At 41.5% G+C, this 23167-nt stretch carries 18 protein-coding genes and 1 tRNA gene; 9 read left to right on the forward strand and 10 right to left on the reverse strand.

The genetic code is table 11. The features are described 5' to 3' along the window. Window positions 1–8: 8 nt before the first annotated feature. Complete coding sequence (locus AC2SLT_RS01010; protein ID WP_486545441.1) at window positions 9–1676, reverse strand: leucyl aminopeptidase; 1668 nt, start codon at window positions 1674–1676, stop codon at window positions 9–11. Between the two features lie 641 nt (window positions 1677–2317). On the opposite strand from AC2SLT_RS01010, the gene AC2SLT_RS01015 reads away from it, so the two are divergent. Together AC2SLT_RS01015 and AC2SLT_RS01020 are read left to right on the forward strand one after the other, a co-directional pair. Beyond that, window positions 2318–3850 (forward strand): LptF/LptG family permease, encoded by a 1533-nt coding sequence (locus AC2SLT_RS01015; RefSeq protein WP_486545442.1) that lies wholly within the window; start codon window positions 2318–2320, stop codon window positions 3848–3850. Window positions 3851–3942: 92 nt separating this feature from the next. Further along, complete coding sequence (locus AC2SLT_RS01020; protein ID WP_486545657.1) at window positions 3943–5154, forward strand: LptF/LptG family permease; 1212 nt, start codon at window positions 3943–3945, stop codon at window positions 5152–5154. A gap of 242 nt (window positions 5155–5396) precedes the next feature. Here AC2SLT_RS01020 and AC2SLT_RS01025 read toward each other — a convergent pair whose 3' ends face one another. From AC2SLT_RS01025 to AC2SLT_RS01035, 3 genes are all read right to left on the reverse strand, one after another. Continuing rightward, window positions 5397–6005 carry a class I SAM-dependent methyltransferase gene (locus tag AC2SLT_RS01025; protein ID WP_486545444.1) on the reverse strand — a complete coding sequence of 203 codons (609 nt, stop codon included), beginning with the start codon at window positions 6003–6005 and terminating at the stop codon, window positions 5397–5399. Between the two features lie 58 nt (window positions 6006–6063). Further along, window positions 6064–6756, reverse strand: coding sequence for a phosphoglycolate phosphatase (locus tag AC2SLT_RS01030; RefSeq protein ID WP_486545445.1), 693 nt, complete (start codon window positions 6754–6756; stop codon window positions 6064–6066). Window positions 6757–6894: 138 nt separating this feature from the next. Further along, entirely contained in the window at window positions 6895–7395 is a 501-nt protein-coding gene (locus tag AC2SLT_RS01035; protein WP_486545446.1) for a DUF4385 domain-containing protein, read from the reverse strand. 308 nt (window positions 7396–7703) lie between these two features. On the opposite strand from AC2SLT_RS01035, the gene AC2SLT_RS01040 reads away from it, so the two are divergent. Beyond that, window positions 7704–8558: a KilA-N domain-containing protein gene (locus tag AC2SLT_RS01040; RefSeq protein WP_486545448.1), complete on the forward strand. Its 855-nt coding sequence runs from the start codon at window positions 7704–7706 to the stop codon at window positions 8556–8558. Between the two features lie 90 nt (window positions 8559–8648). Here AC2SLT_RS01040 and AC2SLT_RS01045 read toward each other — a convergent pair. Then, window positions 8649–8724 (reverse strand) — tRNA-Phe (locus AC2SLT_RS01045). A gap of 186 nt (window positions 8725–8910) precedes the next feature. Next, window positions 8911–9345: a hypothetical protein gene (locus tag AC2SLT_RS01050; protein WP_486545449.1), complete on the reverse strand. Its 435-nt coding sequence runs from the start codon at window positions 9343–9345 to the stop codon at window positions 8911–8913. 309 nt (window positions 9346–9654) lie between these two features. On the opposite strand from AC2SLT_RS01050, the gene hisB reads away from it, so the two are divergent. The 4 genes from hisB (at window position 9655) to AC2SLT_RS01070 (ending at window position 12900) form a co-directional block, all read left to right on the forward strand. Continuing rightward, window positions 9655–10281: an imidazoleglycerol-phosphate dehydratase HisB gene (gene hisB, locus AC2SLT_RS01055; RefSeq protein ID WP_486545450.1), complete on the forward strand. Its 627-nt coding sequence runs from the start codon at window positions 9655–9657 to the stop codon at window positions 10279–10281. A gap of 1 nt (window position 10282) precedes the next feature. Continuing rightward, window positions 10283–10918 carry an imidazole glycerol phosphate synthase subunit HisH gene (hisH, locus tag AC2SLT_RS01060; protein WP_486545451.1) on the forward strand — a complete coding sequence of 212 codons (636 nt, stop codon included), beginning with the start codon at window positions 10283–10285 and terminating at the stop codon, window positions 10916–10918. 1064 nt (window positions 10919–11982) lie between these two features. After that, complete coding sequence (locus tag AC2SLT_RS01065) at window positions 11983–12324, forward strand: hypothetical protein (protein WP_486545453.1); 342 nt, start codon at window positions 11983–11985, stop codon at window positions 12322–12324. A gap of 162 nt (window positions 12325–12486) precedes the next feature. Further along, a complete protein-coding gene (locus tag AC2SLT_RS01070) occupies window positions 12487–12900 on the forward strand; it encodes a PACE efflux transporter (protein ID WP_486545454.1) in 414 nt (137 codons plus the stop codon). A 280-nt stretch (window positions 12901–13180) separates the two neighbouring features. On the opposite strand, the gene acnA is transcribed toward AC2SLT_RS01070, so the two are convergent. The 3 genes from acnA to AC2SLT_RS01085 all read right to left on the reverse strand — a co-directional run bounded on the left by acnA (window position 13181) and on the right by AC2SLT_RS01085 (window position 18868). Next, complete coding sequence (gene acnA / locus AC2SLT_RS01075; RefSeq protein WP_486545456.1) at window positions 13181–16021, reverse strand: aconitate hydratase AcnA; 2841 nt, start codon at window positions 16019–16021, stop codon at window positions 13181–13183. Window positions 16022–16420: 399 nt separating this feature from the next. Further along, on the reverse strand, window positions 16421–16813 hold the full coding sequence (locus AC2SLT_RS01080) for a DUF1622 domain-containing protein (protein WP_486545458.1): 393 nt from the start codon (window positions 16811–16813) through the stop codon (window positions 16421–16423). 180 nt (window positions 16814–16993) lie between these two features. Next, window positions 16994–18868 carry an amidohydrolase gene (locus AC2SLT_RS01085; RefSeq protein ID WP_486545459.1) on the reverse strand — a complete coding sequence of 625 codons (1875 nt, stop codon included), beginning with the start codon at window positions 18866–18868 and terminating at the stop codon, window positions 16994–16996. Between the two features lie 776 nt (window positions 18869–19644). On the opposite strand from AC2SLT_RS01085, the gene AC2SLT_RS01090 reads away from it, so the two are divergent. Both AC2SLT_RS01090 and AC2SLT_RS01095 read left to right on the forward strand, forming a co-directional pair. Further along, window positions 19645–20430 carry a nucleotidyltransferase domain-containing protein gene (locus tag AC2SLT_RS01090; protein WP_486545461.1) on the forward strand — a complete coding sequence of 262 codons (786 nt, stop codon included), beginning with the start codon at window positions 19645–19647 and terminating at the stop codon, window positions 20428–20430. Between the two features lie 112 nt (window positions 20431–20542). Continuing rightward, a complete protein-coding gene (locus AC2SLT_RS01095; RefSeq protein WP_486545462.1) occupies window positions 20543–21640 on the forward strand; it encodes a DNA polymerase beta superfamily protein in 1098 nt (365 codons plus the stop codon). Between the two features lie 128 nt (window positions 21641–21768). Here the strand turns inward: AC2SLT_RS01095 and AC2SLT_RS01100 are convergent, their stop codons facing one another. Next, complete coding sequence (locus tag AC2SLT_RS01100; RefSeq protein ID WP_486545464.1) at window positions 21769–22839, reverse strand: Cj0069 family protein; 1071 nt, start codon at window positions 22837–22839, stop codon at window positions 21769–21771. Window positions 22840–23167 lie beyond the last annotated feature (328 nt).

Genomic DNA, 23167 nt, shown 5'->3' on the forward strand with positions numbered 1-23167 from the left:
CGTCAGTTTTATTGATTGGACATGTTTTTTAAGTATTGCATAAATAAAGGAACAGGTCGACCAGTGGCACCTTTTTCTTTACCCGATACCCACGCTGTACCAGCAACGTCTAAATGAGCCCATGCTTGACCCTCTTCGACAAAGCGTGACAAGAAGTAAGCAGCCGTTATCGCACCAGCGGCACGACCACCTATGTTTTGAATATCAGCGGCGGGCGAATCTAACTGGCTTTGGTAGTCATCATCAAGTGGCATATGCCAGATAAGATCGCCTGACTGTTCGCTGGCGTTTTCAAGCTCAAATAATACATCTTCATCGTTACTAAATACCGCAGAGCGTACATGACCTAACGCAATAACACAGGCGCCAGTCAAGGTAGCCACATCGATGATGGCACGAGGGTTATAGCGCTGGATATAGCAGAGTGTGTCTGCCAATACCAGACGACCTTCCGCATCTGTATTTAGGATCTCGACACTCTTACCATTCATAGCTTTGACGATATCGCCAGGGCGAGTGGCGTCGCCTGACGGCATATTTTCAGCGCAGGCTAAAGCGCCCACGACATTGATAGGCAAACGGGCTTCACATAACGCCTTGATAGTTCCTAATACAGAAGCAGAGCCGCCCATATCAAACTTCATTTCGTCCATTGCAGCGCCCGGCTTAATAGAAATACCGCCTGAATCAAAGGTAACGCCTTTACCAACTAATACGATCGGTGCATCTGAGGTATTTTCTAGGGCAGATTTTGCTGTTTTAGCTTTGTTAGATTTTTTAGGCAATTTATCGGTCACAACCTTTAAGTTAGCAGCTAGGTTGTTGGCAAGGTTATTAGTAAGGTTGTCTGCTAAGCCTGCGCCGCTACGAGAAGTGGTAGAAACTTGGTCTTTACCTTGATACTCAAGAATGACCAATTGACCTTCGCGCGCAGAACCACGGGATACCGCTAAAAAGCAGTTCATACCAAGCTCTTCCATCTCGTTTTCGCCCAATACCGTCACTTTTAAAAGGTCTGGATATTGTTTTTCTAAAGCCCTTGCTTGATCGGACATGTATTCAGGGAAGCAAACATTACCAGGCTCATTCGCCACATCGCGCGCCAATGACTGACCGTTATGTATTGCAGTGGCATAATCGACCGCCGCTTGATCGACTTGGTTTGTAACCAAGGTGATGTTGGTAAGGCGAGACTCTGTACGCTCTGATTTATATTTGTCAAAGCGGTAGCTGGCATTTTGCAGCTCTAACACCAACTGATGTACTTGATTTTCAGATAGTTCTTGGGGGATGACAACGGACAAGTCGCTCACACGCTTGTGGCTGTTTTTGTACAGGGCATTGGCAATTTTTTGAATTTTGCTAGCGCTTAATTTATCAACCTGTCCCACACCCACTAATATCAACGGTAAAGGCGCCTTCTTAGCAGCGGGGGCTAAGGCGTAATCTGCAACGGTTTCGCCTTGCTTGCCAGAGAAGTCAGAGGCAGACATTAAATCTTCGATACGCTGTTGGTATGCCTCCAAACCTTTGTTGCCGCCGGCTAATACAGTTTTATTATTATCGACCAATACTGCTAGACTCTGGGACTGAAGGGCAGTCGTTGGTGTTTTTTTAAGCAATTTAGTGGCTGCCAGTTTGGGTAGAGTTTTGCTAACAGAGATACTTAAGCTCATATTTATTCCTATGTTTACTTGTTACTTGTGAATTAAATGTTGTGTATGATTTTTTGACTATATTTTTATACAGCTTTTTATACAGCTAGGATAGCTAATTTTTTGATTGTTTATAGATGATACATAATGGTTATAAACGCCTATTTTATATTGAAAGGGTCAATATAATATCCGCTATTACTGATTAATACCAAATTTAGAAACTAACCTATTGAGGCCTATTGAGGAAAGTAAGGGCGAGCGCATCAAATCAATAGCACCTTATATAAATAGTACCTAGTATTGTCTCATTTTATGCTAAAAAATATCATAGCCGTCGCTTTTGATTACAGGTTTTTAAAAACATGCTAGGATATTGCTTAATATCTTACACCTAATAACACTATCATCGTGCTACTGCTTACGATTATAATACGTCGCGGTACTGGTTATTTCTAAATGCTAAGCTTTCTCATTTTGCTGTATAGTCTTTGTGAGTATCGCTATTTAATGTGCTGATTAATATGCCGAAACCACTCTATATTATATGTCTTAAATTTAGATATCTTAAATTTATTTACCTTACATTGAATCATGTCAATTAATTATTCCATCATCAACCCTTCAATAATTTGAGTTTGCCTGTGATTTTACGCCGATATATGACCCGTCAAGTTGCTTCAACGACCGCATTAGTATTGGGGTTTTTGGTGGTATTATTGTTAGGCGGACGATTGATCCGCTATTTTGGTATTGCTGCAGAAGGTCGTCTTGATGTGGGTCTGTTATTTGCCATTATTGGCTATAATTTGCCCTATTTCTTAGAGCTGGTATTGCCCTTATCTTTCTTTATTGGCTTAATGCTGGTTTTTGGGCGCTTATACGTCGATCATGAAATGGCGGTGCTGAACGGCAGTGGTGTCTCAAGAGGAAGGCTGGCACGCCTTATGATACCGCTGATTTTATTACTGTTTGTTATCGAGGCAGGGCTGTCTTTATATGGTAAGCCTTGGGGCGTGCGACACTCAGAAAGTATTTGGCAAGAGCAATCGCTTAGTAGTGCGTTTGATCTGATTCGGCCTCAGTCTTTTATTAGTAGTGATGACTATCATCTGTATGTGGGCAGCATGAATGAAGACAGAACTGAGCTTCAAAATGTTATCTTGATTCAAACGGGTGATAGCAGTCTTAACAATACAAGTGAGCTTGAGTCAGAGAATGGTGCAGCATCAGGCAATTCAGATACTACTGCATCTTCTAATGATGGGATTGTTAATGAGAGCAGTGGCAGTGAAAGTATTGGTTCAGACGTATTACAACAAGGTCAACCCTACTCTGAGCAGCAAACCTCAGTCGAGAAACCGTCATTGGACGACGACAAACGGATCACGGCACTGACGGATCCTGTCACTGCCGCTCAAAATGATGGGAATGACTCTAAAGCCGTAACATCGTCACCTAGTCCCTTGAGCAAGCCTAGCTCTAGTGAACGTGACGTCATTGTGTTAGCAAAACGCGCTGAACAGGTGATGGATGGTGAGGAGGAGGATCGGACTCAGCTAGACTTATATCAAGGTCGGCGCTATGAAGTGGGTGCTGACAGTCTAGTCTACAATCAAGTAAGCTTCGAGCGTTATCGCATTAGTATTAATAAGCCCCCTGCAGATGTGATTACTGATGATAATGTGGCAACTCAAACCTTGCCCGTATTGTGGCGCGCAGCTACCGGTCATTCTCTACCCCCAATTATTGAGGCGCCCTCAAGCAATCCACAGGGTGACGCTAATAATATGCCTTTATCTAAGCCAAATAAACAGCAAATGCTTGCTGCTCAAGCTGAACTTGGCTATCGTTTGGCACTGCCTTGGCTTATTATCATTGCGCCTATGCTAGCCGTACCCTTAGCACAAGTTCGTCCTAGACAAGGGCGCTGGATAAGACTATTACCTGCTATTTTAATTTTTACCAGTTGTGCGTTGGTGATTATTTCATTAAAGAACGCTGTGACCAGTGGTACGCTGTCGGTTCTAAGCTATCCCATAACGTTAGTAAGCTTCATGATCTTAGCACTGTATTTGAACTGGGCAAGCCGTATTCATCACAGGGTTCGGTTTAGTTTGGGTCAGCGTGCCATACAAAAGCAGCAAAACAGCCATTCAAGTAATAGCCATCCGAATAAAGGAGGTCGGTCGTGAGAAAGTTACAATCAGGCCACTCCACTGCCTTTAGACAGGTAAACTCTGGCAAAATACTGTCACGATATGTCAAAAAAAACGCATTGTTTGCGATGCTGTTTGCTGTTTTAGGATTATGGGCCTTACAGATAGTATTTGCTTATCTTGGAGAGTTAGACAGTATCTCTGACAGTTATACCTATTTTGACGCATTAAAATATATTGCTTATCGTTCGCCTTATTTCTTTGAGCAGTTCACACCGACAGGGGCGTTATTAGGTGCTGTTATTGGTTTAGGATTACTTGCTAACAATTCTGAACTTATTATTATGCGGGCGTCTGGTTTAAGTATCTATCGTATTGTCGGTTGGGTGTTACAACCAGCTTTTATATTTGTCATAGTGGCGCTGGCAATCAATCAGTTCGTTTTGCCTGCCAGTAACTTAAAGGCCAGTCAAATTCGCAAGCCAGACACTCCATTATTGGCATCAGTCAATGGCTACTGGACCCTGCAAGATGTACCAAGCTCTGACTCTAGTTCGGGTTCTGCTGCCGAGGGCAATACGCCAGAGCATAATATCGTGTTTATTGATTATGCTGACGAAAATGGTAATGTTGGGGAGGTGAAACGTTGGCATCTTGATAAGAACAATAACCTCACCGCAGTCTCAAAAGCAACCGGCGGTACTTACTTACCTCAAGCGAATGGCAGTCAAGACCCTAGTTCCGAAAACTCGGCCAACTCAGATAGTATAAATATTGAGCAGTCTGATAATAGATCGGCCAACTATCAATGGCAGCTTCAAAACGTGACGACCCTAAATCTGGCTGATAAAGCTACTATTATTGATTCAAAGCCAGAGCAGTCAAATAGTATGATATTGAATAATGAACCATTGGTTGCAAGACAAACCGAATCGAGTGACATTATTAACTTGCCGATATCGCCAAGCTCAGTATATTTGTTGACGCGCAGTGCTGAAGATTTATCATTGACTCAGCTGTATGAACACAAGCGGTTTAATGCGTCACAGGGCACACGCTCACTTGAGCATGAAGTTGCGTTTTGGCAAAAGCTACTTTCGCCCTTTGCCATCTTATCGTTAGTGATCGTGGCGTGCTCTTTTGTATTTGGTTCTCTGCGCACGCACAGTCTTGGTTTGCGCATTGTCGTGGCACTGATATTCGGCTTGTTATTTAGCTATATTCAAGACTTAACCAGCTTTGTCTCATTGGCAACCGGCGCAGCGCCCCTATTGATGGTCTTAATTCCTATTATAGGCAGCGCAGCTCTTGGATTTTACTTAATTAAACGGCAAGGATAGGTCGCTAGAAAAATTGCCAGCGACAAGAATTAATAAAAAAAAGTCCCGTTCTTCATTGAGCGGGACTTTATTATTTGCTTATTGACTCTAATTTATGACCGATAATGATACCAAATTTAGACAGTAACCTATCGAATAAGGCAAGTCCAAACGTCAAAATCAAACGCGACAGATAGTAGGTTCACTTAGCGTGACCGATCCTGACCAAGCCTGAACAGAAAGGTTGTTTTATAGAAAAACTATTACTCTTTAATTGCTAAAGTGACGGTATAGGTTTTACCCTGTTTGACCTTATCAGCATTACCAAACACTTCGGTGCATGCCCGTTTCATAAACTGGCGTAAGCCATTAATAGTGACGACATAAAAACGCCCGCCAGTCCGCAGCTTGCTATAGGCATCCAATAAATACAGATAATGTTGTTCCTTACCCACTTTAGCAGGCAAGTTAGTCATAACCAGGCTAAAGTCTTTATTGGGATCTACTTGATTAAAGCCATTAGACAGATGCACATCGACATTGGTTAACCCATTCTTCTCACAATTGCGTTTGGCATATTCTACCGCCATAAAATCTTTATCGATCAACGTGTGCTGACCTTGTGGACATTCACGCGCGGCAGCCATGCCGAGTACGCCATAACCACAGCCCACATCTATCGAATCGTCATCAAGCTGAAAGTCTATGTAATCCAGTAGCATTAAGCTACCCGCATCCAGCTTTTCTGGTGAAAAGATGCCCCAAGTGGTGGTGAAGTGCATCGGTGTGCCAAGTACGTCTTGAGTAAAGGTAATGTCTTCACGCCATTGTTGGGCTTTTTGAAGTAAGTCAGCAGGAGGTCTATGGGTCATAATTTGGCCTAAAGTCTTGGTTTGATATGAGGATATGCGCACTGTAAAAATATAGAAATTATGAATAGTGAGCGATTATCCAGTCAACCATGCTTTGAAAATCATCAAAAGCGGCAGTTGGATGAAAGTCACGAATATCTTTGCCATAATTATACCCGTAAGACAGTCCTAAAGTATCCATATTGGCATTTTGTCCCGCCAAAATATCGTTTTTTGAGTCGCCAATCATAACGGATTGCTCTGGAGTAATATTTAGCGACGCACAAACGTGCAGTAGGGGAGCGGGGTCTGGTTTTTTGGTCGGTAGACTATCGCCGCCTAATACCTCATCAAATAAATCCTGCCAACCAAACGAGTGCAAAATCTTTGGCACAAAGCGAATAGGTTTGTTGGTCACCAATGCCAGTGTAAAACCTGCTGATTTAAGCTGTTCCAAACCCGTGTCAACCTGATCATAGGCAACCGTCTTAGCGCCACTGGATTTGGCGTAGGCATCAAAGAATACCGTTTCCGCATGGTCAGCCTCATTTTGGCTTAATTGCCCTTCAGTGACGTTAACATCGCCAACCAGCGCACGCTCTACCAGCATCCTTGAGCCATTGCCGACCCAGTTACGGATGGTATCAATAGGGTAGGTCGGTTTGCCCAAGGTAGCCAGCATATTATTCACGGCATCGGCCAAGTCTGGCACGCTGTCTATTAAAGTCCCATCAAAATCAAAGATCAGAAGTTGTTTTTTCAAAGGCGTCATAAGGGTCTCAAAGTTTTATTATTTATAGGTAGTTTTTTTATATAAATCAGTTTTTTCAATACAAGTGCTTTATGTACTTTGGTTTTATATAGACAGTATCTTTTTTTGAAATTAGTTTTTGAAATTAGTTTTTGAAAATTACTCGACGTCTTTATATTTGTCACGATGCGCTTTTTTCATGGCAAGATACGTTTTGTTTTCTCGGCATAAATCCCATTTTTGTTTAAAAATACGCGCCGACTCTGCTTTGATAGGATCTTCTTCGTCTCGGGGTAACTTATCACGACCATGCGCGCCACTTTGACCTTTTTTATCATCAGGCACTGGGCCTTTATACTTCTTGCCCCCTTTATGATTGGCATAGCGACGTGCTCGAGTATAGCCCATTTGCAAAAACTTGCGCGCCATATCGGCACCGACAAAGTCGCCATTATCTAAATAATCCAAAAACATCTGGTAGATAGTGTCACTGCTTTGTTGAGCAATATCAGGGGTCGCAAAGCGCCAATGTGGCAGAATCTCAGACTTATAAGGCTCAACTAATAGCACACCCTGCTCACCGCGCCCAACACGATATAGCTCAGGATGCTCCCGTAGGTTTAAGTTTTTATAGTCCAAGTTGTAGTCAAATTCACGCATAGTGGTTATAAGAATGGAAAAGTTGTCCTTAGTATAAGCGTTATCGCTCTACAATAAATATGGTCTCTGTAACAGGTGCTTAAGTTGTATGCTGAATAACGGTAGGCTTTATGAATAACTTTTTTTTGAGCAACCGTTTAAAACCTCACTGGAAAGGGGTCATATGAGTTGCTAATACGTGGGCGTTATTACAGTAATCAGTACACAAATAGATATATGAGCCGTTTTGAATCTTCACTTTAATGAGTTAATAATTGATATGATACGAATAACACTTAAAAGTTAATTTTACCTACATAGGATATGAAATGGCTAAGAACAATAGAAAAATTACTGTTAATGATATCGTTATCACTGTATCAAAAATTGAAGACGAGGATTATATCAGTCTAACCGATATGTTAAAGGCGAAAGATGGTGATTTTTTTATTGCAGATTGGTTGAGAAATCGCAATACGCTAGAGTTTATAGGGGTTTGGGAGAAAATCAATAATCCTGATTTTAATTATGGCGAATTCGCCACAATTAAAACTAAATCAGGTTTAAATAGTTTTAAAGTGAGTGTCAAAGAGCTTATTGAACAGGCTAATGTGATTGGTATAAGAGCCAAAGCAGGACGTTATGGTGGTACTTACGCTCATAAGGACATTGCGTTTGAATTTGGTGCTTGGCTAAGTCCAGAGTTCAAACTCTATTTAATTAAAGAGTGTCAACGTTTAAAAGAGCAAGAATCGGAACGAGATTCCATAGAATGGCAAGTTAAAAGAGAATTAGCAAAAGTAAATAATAGAATTCAAACAGATGCAATTCAACTAAACTTACTACAAGATATTAAACAAAGTAATCATAGATTTATATATGCTGACGAAGCAGATCTAATTAACATGGTCGTTTTTCGTAAAACACATAAAGAATGGAAAGATGAAAACCCTAATCTAGATGGTAATCAGAGAGATCATGGAAGCGTATTAGATAATGCAATTGTTGCTAATTTAGAACTTCATAATTCAATATTAATTAACCAAGGTATGCCACAGAAATTAAGAATAGAGCAATTAACTACTCTTGAAAAAACGTTAAGAGAGAGTATGAGTAAATCACCTGCTATGAAAAAACTAGAGAAAGCGGGTAATAAACTATTATCAGATACTTTTGACAAATAGTAATTGAATAAACAATCGACCATAAAAAAACCCCCAAACTAAAGTAGTTTGAGGGTTAATTATGCTGTAAAGCAGTATTCGTAATAAAGATGGTGGCTCGAGGCAGAATCGAACTGCCGACACAAGGATTTTCAATCCTTTGCTCTACCAACTGAGCTATCGAGCCGTCTTTATGAGGTCGCTATTAAACTAAATATTCGATGTTCTGTCAACCTTTTTTCCTAAAATAAGTCAAAAAAAGCCAAATTAAACCTTATTAAGGGATAACAACCGGTATCCGACCAACAATGGGCCTTTTTGAGTCATATCCTCGAACTTTGGCTTATGACTACCCTGTTAACTTAGCAGCACGTTAAAATTTTACCCGAATAAGCTCGTAATCACTCATAATACGATGAATGTTACTATCAACGGGCATAAATTGACGTACACCTTTTTTGACCTCAGCGTCATACACCAGTTTAATAAATTTAGCATCAATACCACGATCTACATTTTGAGGATGGATGGCAAGATATTGCAAACGTTTGGTGTCTGTTTGCCCATCATCAAAGCAGCCTACCACAGCGATAGGCTTGTCATTAAACATACCCACATACATCAGGTTGCCACGTTTAAAGGCACGCTCAAATAGTGCCATAACTGCTTCGCTGTCTGCTAAATCGCCCTTATTGGCGTTGTCAGTCTCATATAGTTTGGCAATACGCTCCCGCAGTTCGTTATTGTGAGTCACCTCTCGCATAATTGGTGCGTCAAAGGAATTAATCGCAACGGCTTCTAAGGGCATTTTTATCTCTCTTTATAAGTCTTAGTTTATAGATCCTAGTTTATAAGCATCAATTTTTCAGTATCAGTTTAAAGGTCCTAATTTATAGGTCTAATTTATAGGCATTTGTACTACCGCTCAATAGATAGCGAATAAGGCTTCAATAAGTTTAATGAATGGCAATATTTTAACAAACATTACTCATCGGTAGTGTGCGAATATGGCTTAAATTCAGTACGTTTGCTATTATCATGACATTGCTGTTAAAAACAGCCCCTTTATTATTATAAAATTCGATAAAACAGCCAATTATTAGTGAGCTAACTTGCCATGACTACAGCTATTAATCCCAATCCTGCCGGGCGTCCTGCACGTATCGCCAGTGTCAGTCGCAATACCGCTGAGACCCAAATTAGCGTGACTGTCAATCTAGATGGTACAGGCCAAGGTAACATTGATACCGGTGTGCCCTTTTTAGATCATATGCTTGACCAAATTAAGCGTCACGGATTATTTGATCTCGATATTACCTGTAAAGGCGACGTCGATATTGACGACCATCATAGCGTCGAAGATACGGGAATTACGTTGGGTCAAGCTTTTGCCAAAGCGTTAGGCGATAAAAAAGGCATTCGCCGTTATGGACACTTTTATGCGCCTCTAGATGAGTCGTTATCTCGTGCGGTGGTGGATATCTCAGGTCGTCCGGGTCTACATATGGATATCCCCTTTACCCGTGCTTATGTCGGTAAGTTTGATGTGGATTTATTCAGTGAATTTTTCTTTGGTTTTGTCAATCACGCTTGGATGACGGTGCATTTGGACAACTTAAAAGGGGTCAATAGTCATCATCAAATCGAAAGTACTTTTAAGGCGTTTGCCCGTGCACTACGCATGGCCTGTGAGTACGATGAACGAGCGTTGAATACATTACCGTCAACCAAAGAAGCCTTGTAATATGACCAAAATTGCATTACTCGACTATGGCATGGGCAACCTGCACTCAGCCAGTAAAGCCTTAGCAGCTGTCGGCGCAGAGGTATCCATCACCAATGATGCCAAAATCATTCGTGCCGCTGACAAAATTGTCTTTCCGGGTGTCGGTGCGATGCGCGACTGTATGGCGCAGATGCGTGAAGAGGGCATTGATAAGGCGGTATGCGAGGCGGTATTTAACAAGCCTGTTATGGCGATTTGCGTCGGTATGCAAGCCTTATTTACTGAGTCTTTAGAGTTTGAACGAACCCAATGTCTTGATATTATCTCAGGGCAAGTCAAAAAGTTCGATGCCGACTGGACAGATGAGCAGGGCGCAACGATTAAAATCCCGCATATGGGCTGGAATACCATATCGGGCATGGATTTATCACATCCGCTGTGGCAAGGTATTGATGAACATGCTCATTTCTACTTTGTGCACAGTTATTACTGTGATCCTGAAGATAAATCGGTGACCGCTGCTGTCTGTGATTATGGTCAGCCATTTTGTGCCAGCGTCATCAAAGACAATCTATTTGCGACCCAGTTCCATCCCGAAAAAAGCCATAAAGATGGCCTACAGTTGCTCAAAAACTTCGTTGAGTGGAGGGTATGATTGACATCACCTTGATTAAGGTTTTTAAGGGGATGCGGTTATGAAAGTAATGTATTTTATATTGCATTGGCAATATTACAAATTATCTTTATATTTTCGTCCTTTCCAGTATGGCCCAAACACAAGCAATATGCGACAGTGAGCATTCGTATTATATTTTTAGCACTATTGACGTATGATACTTTTTTTTCAGGGTTTGAACCGTCCCCCTATGATATTTACGTCAATATCCCCTGTTTTTTAATCGTCTTTGTATTGCCAAGGTTTAGATCCTTTGAATAGTCAGCTATTTAATAAGTCGCTATTTAACTAAGCGCGAGATAATTTTAAGCTCTTCCCGCTTTGCGCTATTATCTTGGCGAGCACTCGGTGATGCGCTAAGCTTTACCTCGTTCCTGCTTCGCGAGACCGAGGTAAAGCAAGCGCCTCTGCCTGAGTGCAATGCCAAGTATAACCGCTGCAATCGGGGCTAAACCGCATCTCAAGGCGACCCTCTATCAAAAGGGTTAAGTTGTGCCCAAATCCCAAATCATAGCAATCGTTTAAAAAAAAAGTCGAACACCCTAATGCTCAAAATGCAGTTCGAACGACTGTCTCAACACAACGCTGTCATGAATCGTAAAATTATCGATTAGCTCATCAGACCTAGTGCTATGCTAAGTATAACTGCTTAGTACCCGAGTATCGCTTTCGCCTTCTCATTATAAAGCTGTTCATTCAGGCCGAATCTTAAGGGTAATTCTTTGAGCTTAATCAGAATAAACATGTATAGCGTCTGGTAGTTATTTGTTTGCACTATCTGAAAGGTAGAGCCAGATGTTTAATAAATAATCCCCAGCCGCTTATAAATGTTTTCATACATTGTTATTTGCGCAGTTACTAACTCCTTGAATTCACATAATTTTCATCACAACTTCATCACACCTTCATCGCACTTTTTATACACCTGATGTATTATTTTCTGTACATATCCTACAAAAATGCGTGACATAAATTCAGTAAGCTATTGACTGATAAATTACCACCTATCTGCTTCGAACAGAACCATATTGGAAAGAACTACATTGGAAAGTACCACATTGGATTTTCAAACGTTTAAATTACACGTCATGACTATCACGGGTCTTGAAAGAGATGCCTTGCATATTTACGTGGGTATTGGGGTGTTTCTACTCACTCTGTTATTGTCACGATTCGTCATTAAGCGTCATATTAGTCGCTTAAATATGGCATTACTGCTGGCAATACTTTTTGCATTATTAGGCGAGTATTTGGACTTAAGGGTCAATTACCCGCACATTACCGGCGATAACTTAAGAGACAGTATTCACGATATTATTAATACCAGCTTTTGGCCGGTGGTGTTGTACATTGTCATTCGTTGGACAAAGGTGTTTAGGGACTGATGAACATCCACCTTGTCAGCGTTCGAGTAAGCATGGGGTGGTTTTGAGTGCTATTTAACGCTTAATTATGCTTTGAAAATTATCGATGTCATAGATTCAAATAAACAAATTATAAAAAAGATTTAAGTGGGTAGATAAGAAAGCAATTAGGGAAGGGGCTGTATGCGAAGTAAAGCAGACCGAATTCGTCATGCCCTCGCTTTTGAGATCATCGGGCTCATACTTTTTGCCCCACTGGCAAGCTGGGTGTTTGGCTATCAGATACATACTATGGGTGTGATTGCAGTGGCTGCTTCAATAGTCGCCACAATCTGGAATTATTTCTATAACGTATTATTCGATAAGGTGATGCTAAGGCTTCGTAATAGCATCCAGAAGACGGTAGCGATACGAGTGTTGCATGCTGTACTCTTTGAGGGCGGATTGTTACTGCTGTTCATGCCAATCATTGCTTGGTATTTAGATATTACGCTATGGCAAGCCTTTATCATGGACATTGGCATGGCGGCATTTTATCTAATATATGCCTTTTTTTATAACATCGCTTACGACATCTTGTTTCCAGTACCAGAGTAAGTAATGTTGAAGGAGTGAAATCTCTTATAGATTTATCTGTGTTAACTATAGTCGGTGAACCTACAGCTCGCTATGGTGTTAAATTCGGTAAGCCTCTATTTGTAGTCCTTGAGCTCGGTTGATTTCACCTTCTTTTAGAGTTCTTCGACTATAATTGTCCTTGTTACAATTATCTTAAACAACCAAAATGCCCGACCAATTATGGTCGGGCATTTTAGAATAAGACTTTATGAATTAAGGCGATTTAACCAAATAAGCTAAACCAAATTAACCATTAAACTTAAGCTTGGTTTTCAGTCGCCAATTCACGTAGTACATAGTGTAGAACACCGCCATGACGCACATACTCACGCTCTTTAGGCGTTTGTAGCATCACATTCACCTCGAAGGTTTCAGTGCTACCATCGGCACGTGTGGCGGTAACGGTTGCCGTCTTGCTTTCGCCATTGTCCAGACCAGTGATGCTCAATACTTCTGAACCATCTAGGTTATGCGACTGAATGCTTTCGCCTTCTTTAAAGGTCAATGGCAATACGCCCATACCGACTAGGTTTGAGCGGTGAATACGCTCAAACGAACCTGCTAATACCGCTTTTACGCCAAGTAAGATAGTGCCTTTAGCAGCCCAGTCACGGCTTGAGCCAGTACCATATTGCTCACCACCAAGGACCACTAGCGTACGACCATCTTCCTTATACTTCATTGCCGCATCATAGATAGGCATCTCTTCACCATCTTGTAAGGTTGCTTTGTCGTCTTTGAAGTAGTAAGTATAGCCGCCTTCCTTACCACCCATCATCAAGTTTTTGATACGGATGTTGGCGAATGTACCGCGTGTCATTACCGCATCGTTACCACGACGTGAGCCATAGCTGTTGAAGTCCGCTTCTAGTACACCACGCTGCTGTAAATATTGACCCGCTGGCGAGTTGGCATCGATATTACCGGCAGGAGAGATATGGTCAGTGGTAATTGAATCGCCGAATAGACCTAAGATACGGGCATTTTCGATATCTTTAATCCCTTCAGCTTCCATGGTCATACCCTCGAAGAAAGGCGGGTTCTTGATATAAGTTGACTCATCGCTCCAAGGATATAGCTGGCTATCTGCTGAGCTAATGGCATTCCACTCCGAGCTACCATCGAAGACTTCCCCATAGTTTTTAAGGAACATCTCAGCATTGATATTTTGGGTGATCAATTCATCAATTTGAGCTGTGGTCGGCCAGATATCTTTTAAGAATACATCATTGCCATCTTGATCTTGACCCAGCGGATGTTTGGTCAAGTCTATATCTACCGTACCTGCTAGTGCATAGGCGACTACCAATGGTGGTGAGGCAAGATAGTTGGTTTTGACATGAGAGTGGATACGCCCTTCAAAGTTACGGTTACCCGATAACACAGATGCCACTACCAGATCTTTTTCTTCGATACCTTTTTCAATCACGTCTGGTAGCGGACCGGAGTTACCAATACAGGTCGTACAGCCGTACCCCACTAGGTAGAAACCGACTTTTTCAAGCTCATCCATCAAGTTGGTTTTTTCAAGATAGTCAGTCACAACTTTAGAGCCTGGTGCTAATGAGGTCTTAACCCAAGGCTTAGCTTTTAGACCTTTGGCGGCAGCATTTTTAGCAACCAGACCAGCGCCGATCATTACCGCCGGGTTTGAGGTATTGGTACACGAGGTAATAGCGGCAATAACGACAGAACCATCACTTAAGTGATGCTCTTTATCATCAATACAAACCGTTGAGTAAATGCTATTCGCAGCAGGTTGTCTGTCTGAGGTTGATTCCTCATCACTGGTCGATACATCGATATCAGGCTCAGCAGCTAGTTCATCAGCTTGCTCTTGCTCACCGCCTTCTTGATCGAAGCGCACTTTACCAACGACTTCAGCTTTGCGATCTTTGGTCATCTCGGTCAAGGTTGTACCGAAGCTGTCATACATGTCTGACAAAGCAATGCGTTGATGCGGAAGTTTTGGACCAGCAAGAGATGGCTCAACAGTACTAAGATCAAGCGTTAAATTGCTAGAATAAGTCGCATGAGGCGTATTGGCATCATGCCATAACCCTTGCGCTTTGGCGTATTGTTCAACCAATTCAATTTGTGACTCTTCGCGGCCAGACAGACGTAAATAATCAACAGCGATTTGGTCAATTGGGAAAATACCACAAGTGGCGCCATATTCAGGTGCCATGTTTGCAATCGTTGCACGATCAGCGAGTGGCAAGCTTTGTAGACCTTCACCATAGAATTCAACGAACTTACCGACCACGCCATGAGCGCGTAGCATTTCGACCACACGTAGCACTAAGTCAGTAGCAGTCACGCCTTCTGATAATTTACCAGTTAGCTCAAAGCCAACCACTTCTGGAATGAGCATAGAAGAGGGCTGACCCAGCATCGCCGCTTCTGCTTCGATACCACCGACACCCCAACCTAATACACCAACGCCATTAATCATTGTCGTGTGGCTATCGGTACCAAATACAGTATCAGGATAAGCGGTTAATTCGCCATTTTGCTCACTGGCCATCACAACACGGGCTAAATACTCAAGGTTGACTTGGTGCACAATACCCGTTGCAGGAGGGACTACCACAAAGTTTTCAAAGGCTTGCTTGCCCCAATGCAAAAACTCATAGCGCTCGTTGTTACGCTTAAATTCGATCTTTTTGTTTAAGTCAAGCGCGTCTGCACGACCATAGACGTCGACCTGTACAGAGTGGTCAACGACAAGCTCACTTGGGATAAACGGATTGATTTGCTCGGCATCGCCGCCCAGTTTTACAATGGCATCCCGCATTGCCGCTAAGTCAACAACTGAGGGAACACCGGTAAAATCTTGCAGTACTACACGGGCTGGCATAAAGGCAATTTCTTGTGAAGGGGTCGCTTTGGCATCCCAATTAGCAACCGCTTCAATGTGGTTTTCACCGACGGATTGTCCACCATCTTCGTTGCGTAGTAAGTTTTCTAGCACAATCTTCATGCTATAAGGCAGACGATTAATATTGTCATATTTTTCGGCAAGCTTTGGCAAACTATAATAGGCGTGTGCTTTGCCAGCGACAGTTAAACTGTCTTTTACATTGAATATATCACTCATATTGGCTTCCTTCTCTCATTGTTAGTTAGATTGATAAGTAGGTGGCTGTATTTAATGGAACAGATGTTGTGGAACAAGTTTGATAGAACGACTCAAATATTCTATTAATGAAGCTATTTATCGAGCTTATCTATATTATAGAGTTATCATTATAGAGTTATCGAGCATTATAGAGTTATCAAGCATTTTTAATCAGTATAGCTATTTATCGAGCAAGTTTATTTATTTTTATAATTCATCTTATAACATACCAAAAATTGGGACATTTATTAAGACCAAGTTGTCGATTCATCGTGGGTAAATCGTAACAAGTAAAGGTGTCCACCGGTTAACTGAACCGTCTTTGAAAGCCAGCTATTTAGAAGACAGCAGTTTGAAAGAAAGCTATAAAGACAGCTATTATTCATTTTCTCTCATTTTAGACGTGGTTGTTACCGCTTCATTCGTAGCTTGTTTCTTTTGCCAAGGAAAGCGTCCTTCAAGCTCTACTTGCAAAGATAAGCTTAAGAATGTACGAATCAGCACAATCACACCGAGTACCAAGACACTGCGTAGCGTCGGCTCGGTAACAACGGTGGCCATAATATCGGCGGCTATCAATACCTCTAAACCTAATAAGATAGATTTGCCAACATCTTGTCGAATATCTAGATAGGTATGCTGACTAAATTTATTAGAGGAGACTGCGGCTTTATAAAAGGCCACTGCAAGCCCTAAAAACATAATCATAACGCCAATAAACTCCACTACTTTAGCGATAATGTCGATAGTATGTACTAGATATTCTGTCATGATAAATCCCCAAAAATGCGCTTTAATATCCTTGCTAACAACTTAGCTGTTACGTCATTTATTGAGCCATTACGTCATTAATAGCCACTTATTATTGTAAATCGGAAATAAAAAATCGGCCTAAAGATTAGACCGATTTTTTAATGCTTAACACATCATTGCTTATTAGTGCTTAGCTAATTAATGCTTAGCAGCTGGTTTGGTCGGATTATGATAACCACCATAATACTTCACTGGTGACCAGCTTGGAATGACTTCTGGTAGTTTAGGATCAAGCTTGCTGTATTCACCTGCACCATAGACCACCTTACCATCAAGAACCGTTAACACAGATTCAATTGTTTTGATTTTCTCTTCTGGTACCGTGAAGTAGTCATCTGATAGCAGCACAAAGTCGGCATATTTACCTGGCTCAAGCGTACCTTTGACATCCTCTTCGCTTGAGAACCATGCACTACCACTGGTATAGACTTCTAGCGCATCATCACGGTCTAAAGTATTATCTTTACCATACAGCTGAGTACCGCCAACCGTTTTACCCGTAGTCATCCAGTACAATGAAATCCATGGGTTATAGCTTGCCACACGGGTACCGTCAGTTCCAGATCCTAAAGGGATGCCCATATCATAAATCTTTTTAAACGGTGGGGCAGTACTAGCGGCTTCTGCACCATAACGCTCTACAAAGTATTCACCAGCGTATGCCATACGATCCTGTACTGAGATACCACCATTCAGACGTTTAATTTCTCTGAGTGTCTCATCGTCAATGGTTTCCGCATGGTCAATAGCCCAGCGCATGTCATTTTTGATTTTACCGTTATTTTCACGGTCAATCTCATCAACCAAGTCCACAATCAACTTTGTATTTTCACCGTAAGTTGAGTGCTGTCTAAATGGCCAGCCTTCATTAACATGCATTTGGATGACTTCTTTAGTACTCTCACGCCAGCCTTCATTATTTTTAATAAAAGGTTTAGGGGCTAAGAAGTTTTCAAAGTCGCCAGCTGCCCAAGTCATGTATTCACCGCCACCTTTTAGCTCATAGCCGTGTGATAGGGCATGCGCTTTGTTCACTGACGCTTCATTATTGGCCATCCACTGCTCAAACTGCTTACGCTCTTCTCCTGCTTTTTGAGGGAAGAGGTAGTAGGAGATGCGCATTGATAAATCGCCACTCGTTGCTAGAGTTTCAGAAGCTTCATAATCTTGCGGATAAGTGTGTCCGCCGCCGCCGGCGTCAATAGCACTGGTTAGGCCAAAGCGATTTAACTCATGATAGAATTGTTTGGTAGAGTTAACCATTTCTTGCTCAGATAATGGTGGCAATTTCCCAATGACTTGATACAAAATCATGGCATTTGGTTCCGCCAATAATACCCCTGTTGGGTCACCGTTTTCATCTTTTTCATAACGGCTATCGTCATTAGGTGGCTGAGTATTTCTATCAATATTTAACGCTTTTAAGCCTGCTTGATTGAGCCAACCACGGCTGTATAAATACAGGACAAAGGCAGGCGTGTCACCTGTCGCCTCATTAATCTCTTCGATAGTGGGCAGTCTTTTCTCTTCAAACTGATAAGGCGACCAACCACCGATAACACGTACCCATTGACCTTCAGGCGTGCGATCCGCCTGTTCTTTTAGCATACGCAAGGCCTCTTTTAACGAGGTTACGCCATCCCAGCGTAGTTCCGTATTATAAAAGCGTCCACCACGAGTGATGTGAAGGTGTGAGTCATTCAGACCTGGAATCAGAGTCCGACCATGGGCGTCAATGACCTTAGTACCTGCATTACGCAGACGTAAAATATCTTCATCACTACCGGTACGCAACACCTTGCCGTCTTTAATAGCAATGGCTTCGGCAGTGGTTCGATTGTCATCCATTACTGCTACTTTGGCATTAGTAACAATCATATCTGCTGCCATATCAGACGAGGGAAGGGTATTATAAGGACCTTGTTGTGAGGTGCTTTGAGTGGCACATGCCGACAATAAACTGGCCGCCCCTACAAGTAATATCAAGTTTTTCTTTTGTTTGCTAATTTTCATGGTAGTTTCTCAATGTAATGGATTTAGAATACGAATCAATGCAACGAATAACTTAATACGCAATACGCAGAGCTAAATAGCTTTTAATGCCCATATCGACGGACACGCTAGTAAGGTTAATTTAGCATATTACATCTGTATAGAAATCATCATGTAAACTTTTACAAACATCTGAAACAAAAAGAAACACTGTTAATTTAAAGTTTATTAAAGAAGGCCTTAATAAAGTTTAGCTTTATAAATAGGGTTTCTTTTGACACTTAAACAATAGTATTTGTGACTTAATAAGTAGCGTTAATACCGGTAGCTATTCATGCTTTTCGCTACTATCTTGGCAAAGCACACGACAATCGCTAGGCATTAGGCAGTTCCTGCTTCGCGATAACTGGCTAATGCAAGCGCTTTAAGCCGTGTGCTTTGCCAAGTATATCCGCTTCAATCATGGCTAGCGGCTACATTGTACCCTTGCCAGTATTTATCGTGGTAAATACTGGGTATGGGTGCACTTGATTTGAGGTTGCTTCTGCATTCAGATCGCATACTATATTTGAATATTGTTATGACAATACTGTTGATAACTCATTCATCTAGCTTTAAATCTAAGCGATATTTAATAGAAGGTGACTTTTAATAGAAGACCACTTTTACTTTTACTTTTACTTTCGCGTTCAACAATAGAGTGGATTACTATAAGACGTCGCTTTTACTATCTAGAATTACCGATTTACTATCGAGATCTACGGATCACCCCTACAAATTCTGAGTATTTATTATTTATGACAAATGCATTTCAAACGGATACAGCTACTATTACGTTAACTATAGATAACGTATGTGTCAGTAAGCGAATCACTTGCTTACATGCCATTGAGAGTGGAAGTCGAGCATGGGGATTTGCCTCACCAGACAGTGACTATGATGTTAGGCTTATTTACTATCATGAGCCAAACTGGTATTTACGTTTATTTGAAGATAAAGATACGTTTGAGTTTATCGAAGATGATTTGCTTGAGGTACCTTTTGATATCGGGGGCTGGGATATTAAAAAGGCTTTGAAACTTATCTATAAGTCTAATGCCGTTATTTTCGAATGGTTAAACTCGCCCATTATATATCAGCAAAATAGTGAGGCAATGGATCATTTAAAAGCTATCAGTAAGAACTATTTCAATCCCATAGCTGGATTTTATCACTACAAAGGTATGGCAAAAACTGCCAGTTTATCTTTAGATTTACAGCAGCCAATTAAATTAAAAAAGCTGTTTTATTTGATGCGTGCATTATTGGCATGCCACTGGATACAAACCTTTAAAACCGCACCGCCAGTGATAATGACCGAAATGCTACAGTTACTTGATTCGGCAATACAATCCGAAATACTGGCGATGATTGATATCAAAGCACAGGTTGGCGAAAGTCATCAGCAAACGCTATCGCCGACATTGCAAAAAGGTATCGAAAGCTTGTGGCAAGCTATTCAACAACCTGATTTTGGGCATGAAGAAAGAAAAGACATTACGCCACTTAACGAGTTTTACCAACAACTGATAATGGATATATAATCGAAAAAACTGTCGATAAATAAAGAGGCGATACATCCTTAAAGCTTAGTAGGAACAAAGCCTAGCAAGAACATAATTTTAAACGATAGATGAAACGATAAGACAATACGATATGACAAGCTCGAAATCCGCAATGAATACACCATTAACGGTAGAAACATTAAAGTCCGAAAATCTTATTTTGCTTGAATGCTTGTCGGGCAGCCGAGCCTATGGTTTGGCCACACCGCAGTCAGATACTGACATTAAAGGCGTGTTCTATTTACCTAAGGATCGATTCTATAGTTTGCACTCCGAATACGTACCGCAGGTCAGTAATGCTAGCAATGATATCGTTTATTATGAGCTGGGTCGTTATATCGAGCTGTTGCTGCAGAATAATCCTAATATGATGGAGCTGCTTGCCACACCAGTAGACAAAGTACGCTATCGTCACCCCATTATGGAGACGTTTAAACCAGAATGGTTTATTAGTAAGCTCTGCAAAAATACCTTTGCAGGCTTTGCTAACAGTCAAATTAAAAAAGCACGCGGACTAAATAAAAAGATCGTTAATCCAGTAGATAAAGAGAAAAAATCTATTTTAGAGTTTTGTAGCGTATTCAATAATGACCGTAGTATTCCCCTACTTAAATGGCTTGAAGATAAGCCATTCACCCAGAAACAACTTGGCTTAGTCGCTATGCCAAAAGCCACTCAGATCTATGCTATATACCTAGATATGGAGGGCAGTTTTGGATTTTCAGGATTGGTTCAAAAAGCGACTGCCACCCAGCTTAAGCTGAGTTCGATACCCAAAGGATTAACCCCAATCGGATATTTATCATTTAACGAAATAGGCTTTAGCCGTTATTGTAGAGACTATCAAGAGTATTGGCAGTGGGTCGCTGAGCGTAATGACGCTCGCTATCAAAGTACGATTAATCATGGGAAAAGATACGATGCCAAAAACATGATGCACACCATACGGTTGCTTCAAATGGCACTCGATCTTGCAACTACTGGGCAAATTATCATTGAACGTCCGAATAGAGAAGAATTACTTGCGATAAAAGCGGGTGAAAGTGATTATGAGACGCTGGTTGAGCAAGTTGAACAGTTGAACTTTCAGATAGATATCGCTTTTGCGGAAAGCAATTTACCCGATTCTCCTAAGCGTGAGCCTATATTTGACGCACTTAGGCAGGCCCGTGAGCAGTTATATGGATAAAGTCCTCTAACACCCTATCAAAAAGCCCCCTTAATCATTAAGGGGGCCATCCTGTATTATTCATAGCTCTCGATAGCATCAAAACATGGGCTTAAGGGCATGTAAATTGTTGCTCTACATTCTAAGCTCTAAACCCTAAACGCAGGAAAACGAGAGTTAATGACGCTTTCGGCCTCAATTAAGTTCATGATCTCATCGGCAATATTTTCCGACAGCTCAAGATGGGTGGTAAATCCAACACATGAGGCATTAATCTCACCGAGCATATAAGTGTCATTACCCTGATCATCGGTGTCTAGAATGAAGTCCGCTGTCCAAAGTAGAGGCAAGGCATATCCGCCCAACCGCGTCTGCAACATAGGTACATTGGCTTCTACCATATCCACCATGTCTTGCCACTGCTCAGGTTTGTCATAGCGGTAAGTTGCCCCTGAAAATAAGGTGGCTGAAAAGGCATCTTCACTGTCAGCAGGCTTCTTATGCACCACAGATACGGCGCTATCCCTTAACATCAATACCCGAATTTCACCCTCCTTAATACGCGGTAGAAAAGGCATGTCTAGTATCAGACCGTTATCGCCTTCGAGGTATTGATAACAAAACTCAATAAATTCAGCGAGTGTTTTCTCTTCGCTGTGGTTGTCACGGGCCTCGGTAAGCTTTAGTAACGCATCTTCTGGGATTGCATCAAAACCTTGATAACGTTCAGGCTCTTTTAATTGAACACGCCAGATACCTTCACCCGTTGAGCCACGGTTTTGCTTTAACACCCGTTGCCCCTTGGCTAAAGTGATTGGAAATTGAGTTTTAAGTTCTTCGTATTCATAGTAGCAGTAGACATCTTCGGGAACTAATGTCGTTCCCTTTAAGCGCTCAACCACATCTTTTGCTCCGTAATTTACCATCACATCTGGATGAGGCAGTCCTTTGACACCTTGATGTACTAATTCACGTAGCATCTGAAAATAGCCAGTCTCATCTTTTAGATTACCGGGGTTAATACGGCTGACATAGGCGTCGGCTTTATCTAAGGTATAACGGTAAATTTCGCCACGGTTTTCATCGGTATAAAAAATAACCTCAGCGGTCCAGCCTCGCGCTTTTAAAGACTCAATGATGGGGTAGGTATCACGTCGGCAACCATACTTGCTTTTATCAGATCCACCGCGCGCCTCAAAAATTACAACGTGTTTTTTCATAATACTCTCTCTTATAATTTTTAGTTAAACGTTAATTAACCCGTTAAGAATAATAGTCGCCACTTTAGTTGTGAGCGGAGTATGACAATCTACAGTAATGGAGTTAAAACTAATGGGGATAAGGTTGGTCAGTGGACATCTAAGCTTCTAAAGCCTTACTTCTACAATCTTGACCGTTTATAGCTACAAGGCAGACATACGCTCTGGTTTGGTCGTTTTGCATCTGGTTAGAATGTTTTGTCATTAGTTGGCAGGAAGGATAGTAAGCGCCCGTTAATCTTACAGGTGATTTAAGGGAATTTAAAAAGGCGAAAGGGTAGCATTATTG

The organism is Psychrobacter sp. CX18 (assembly GCF_057396215.1).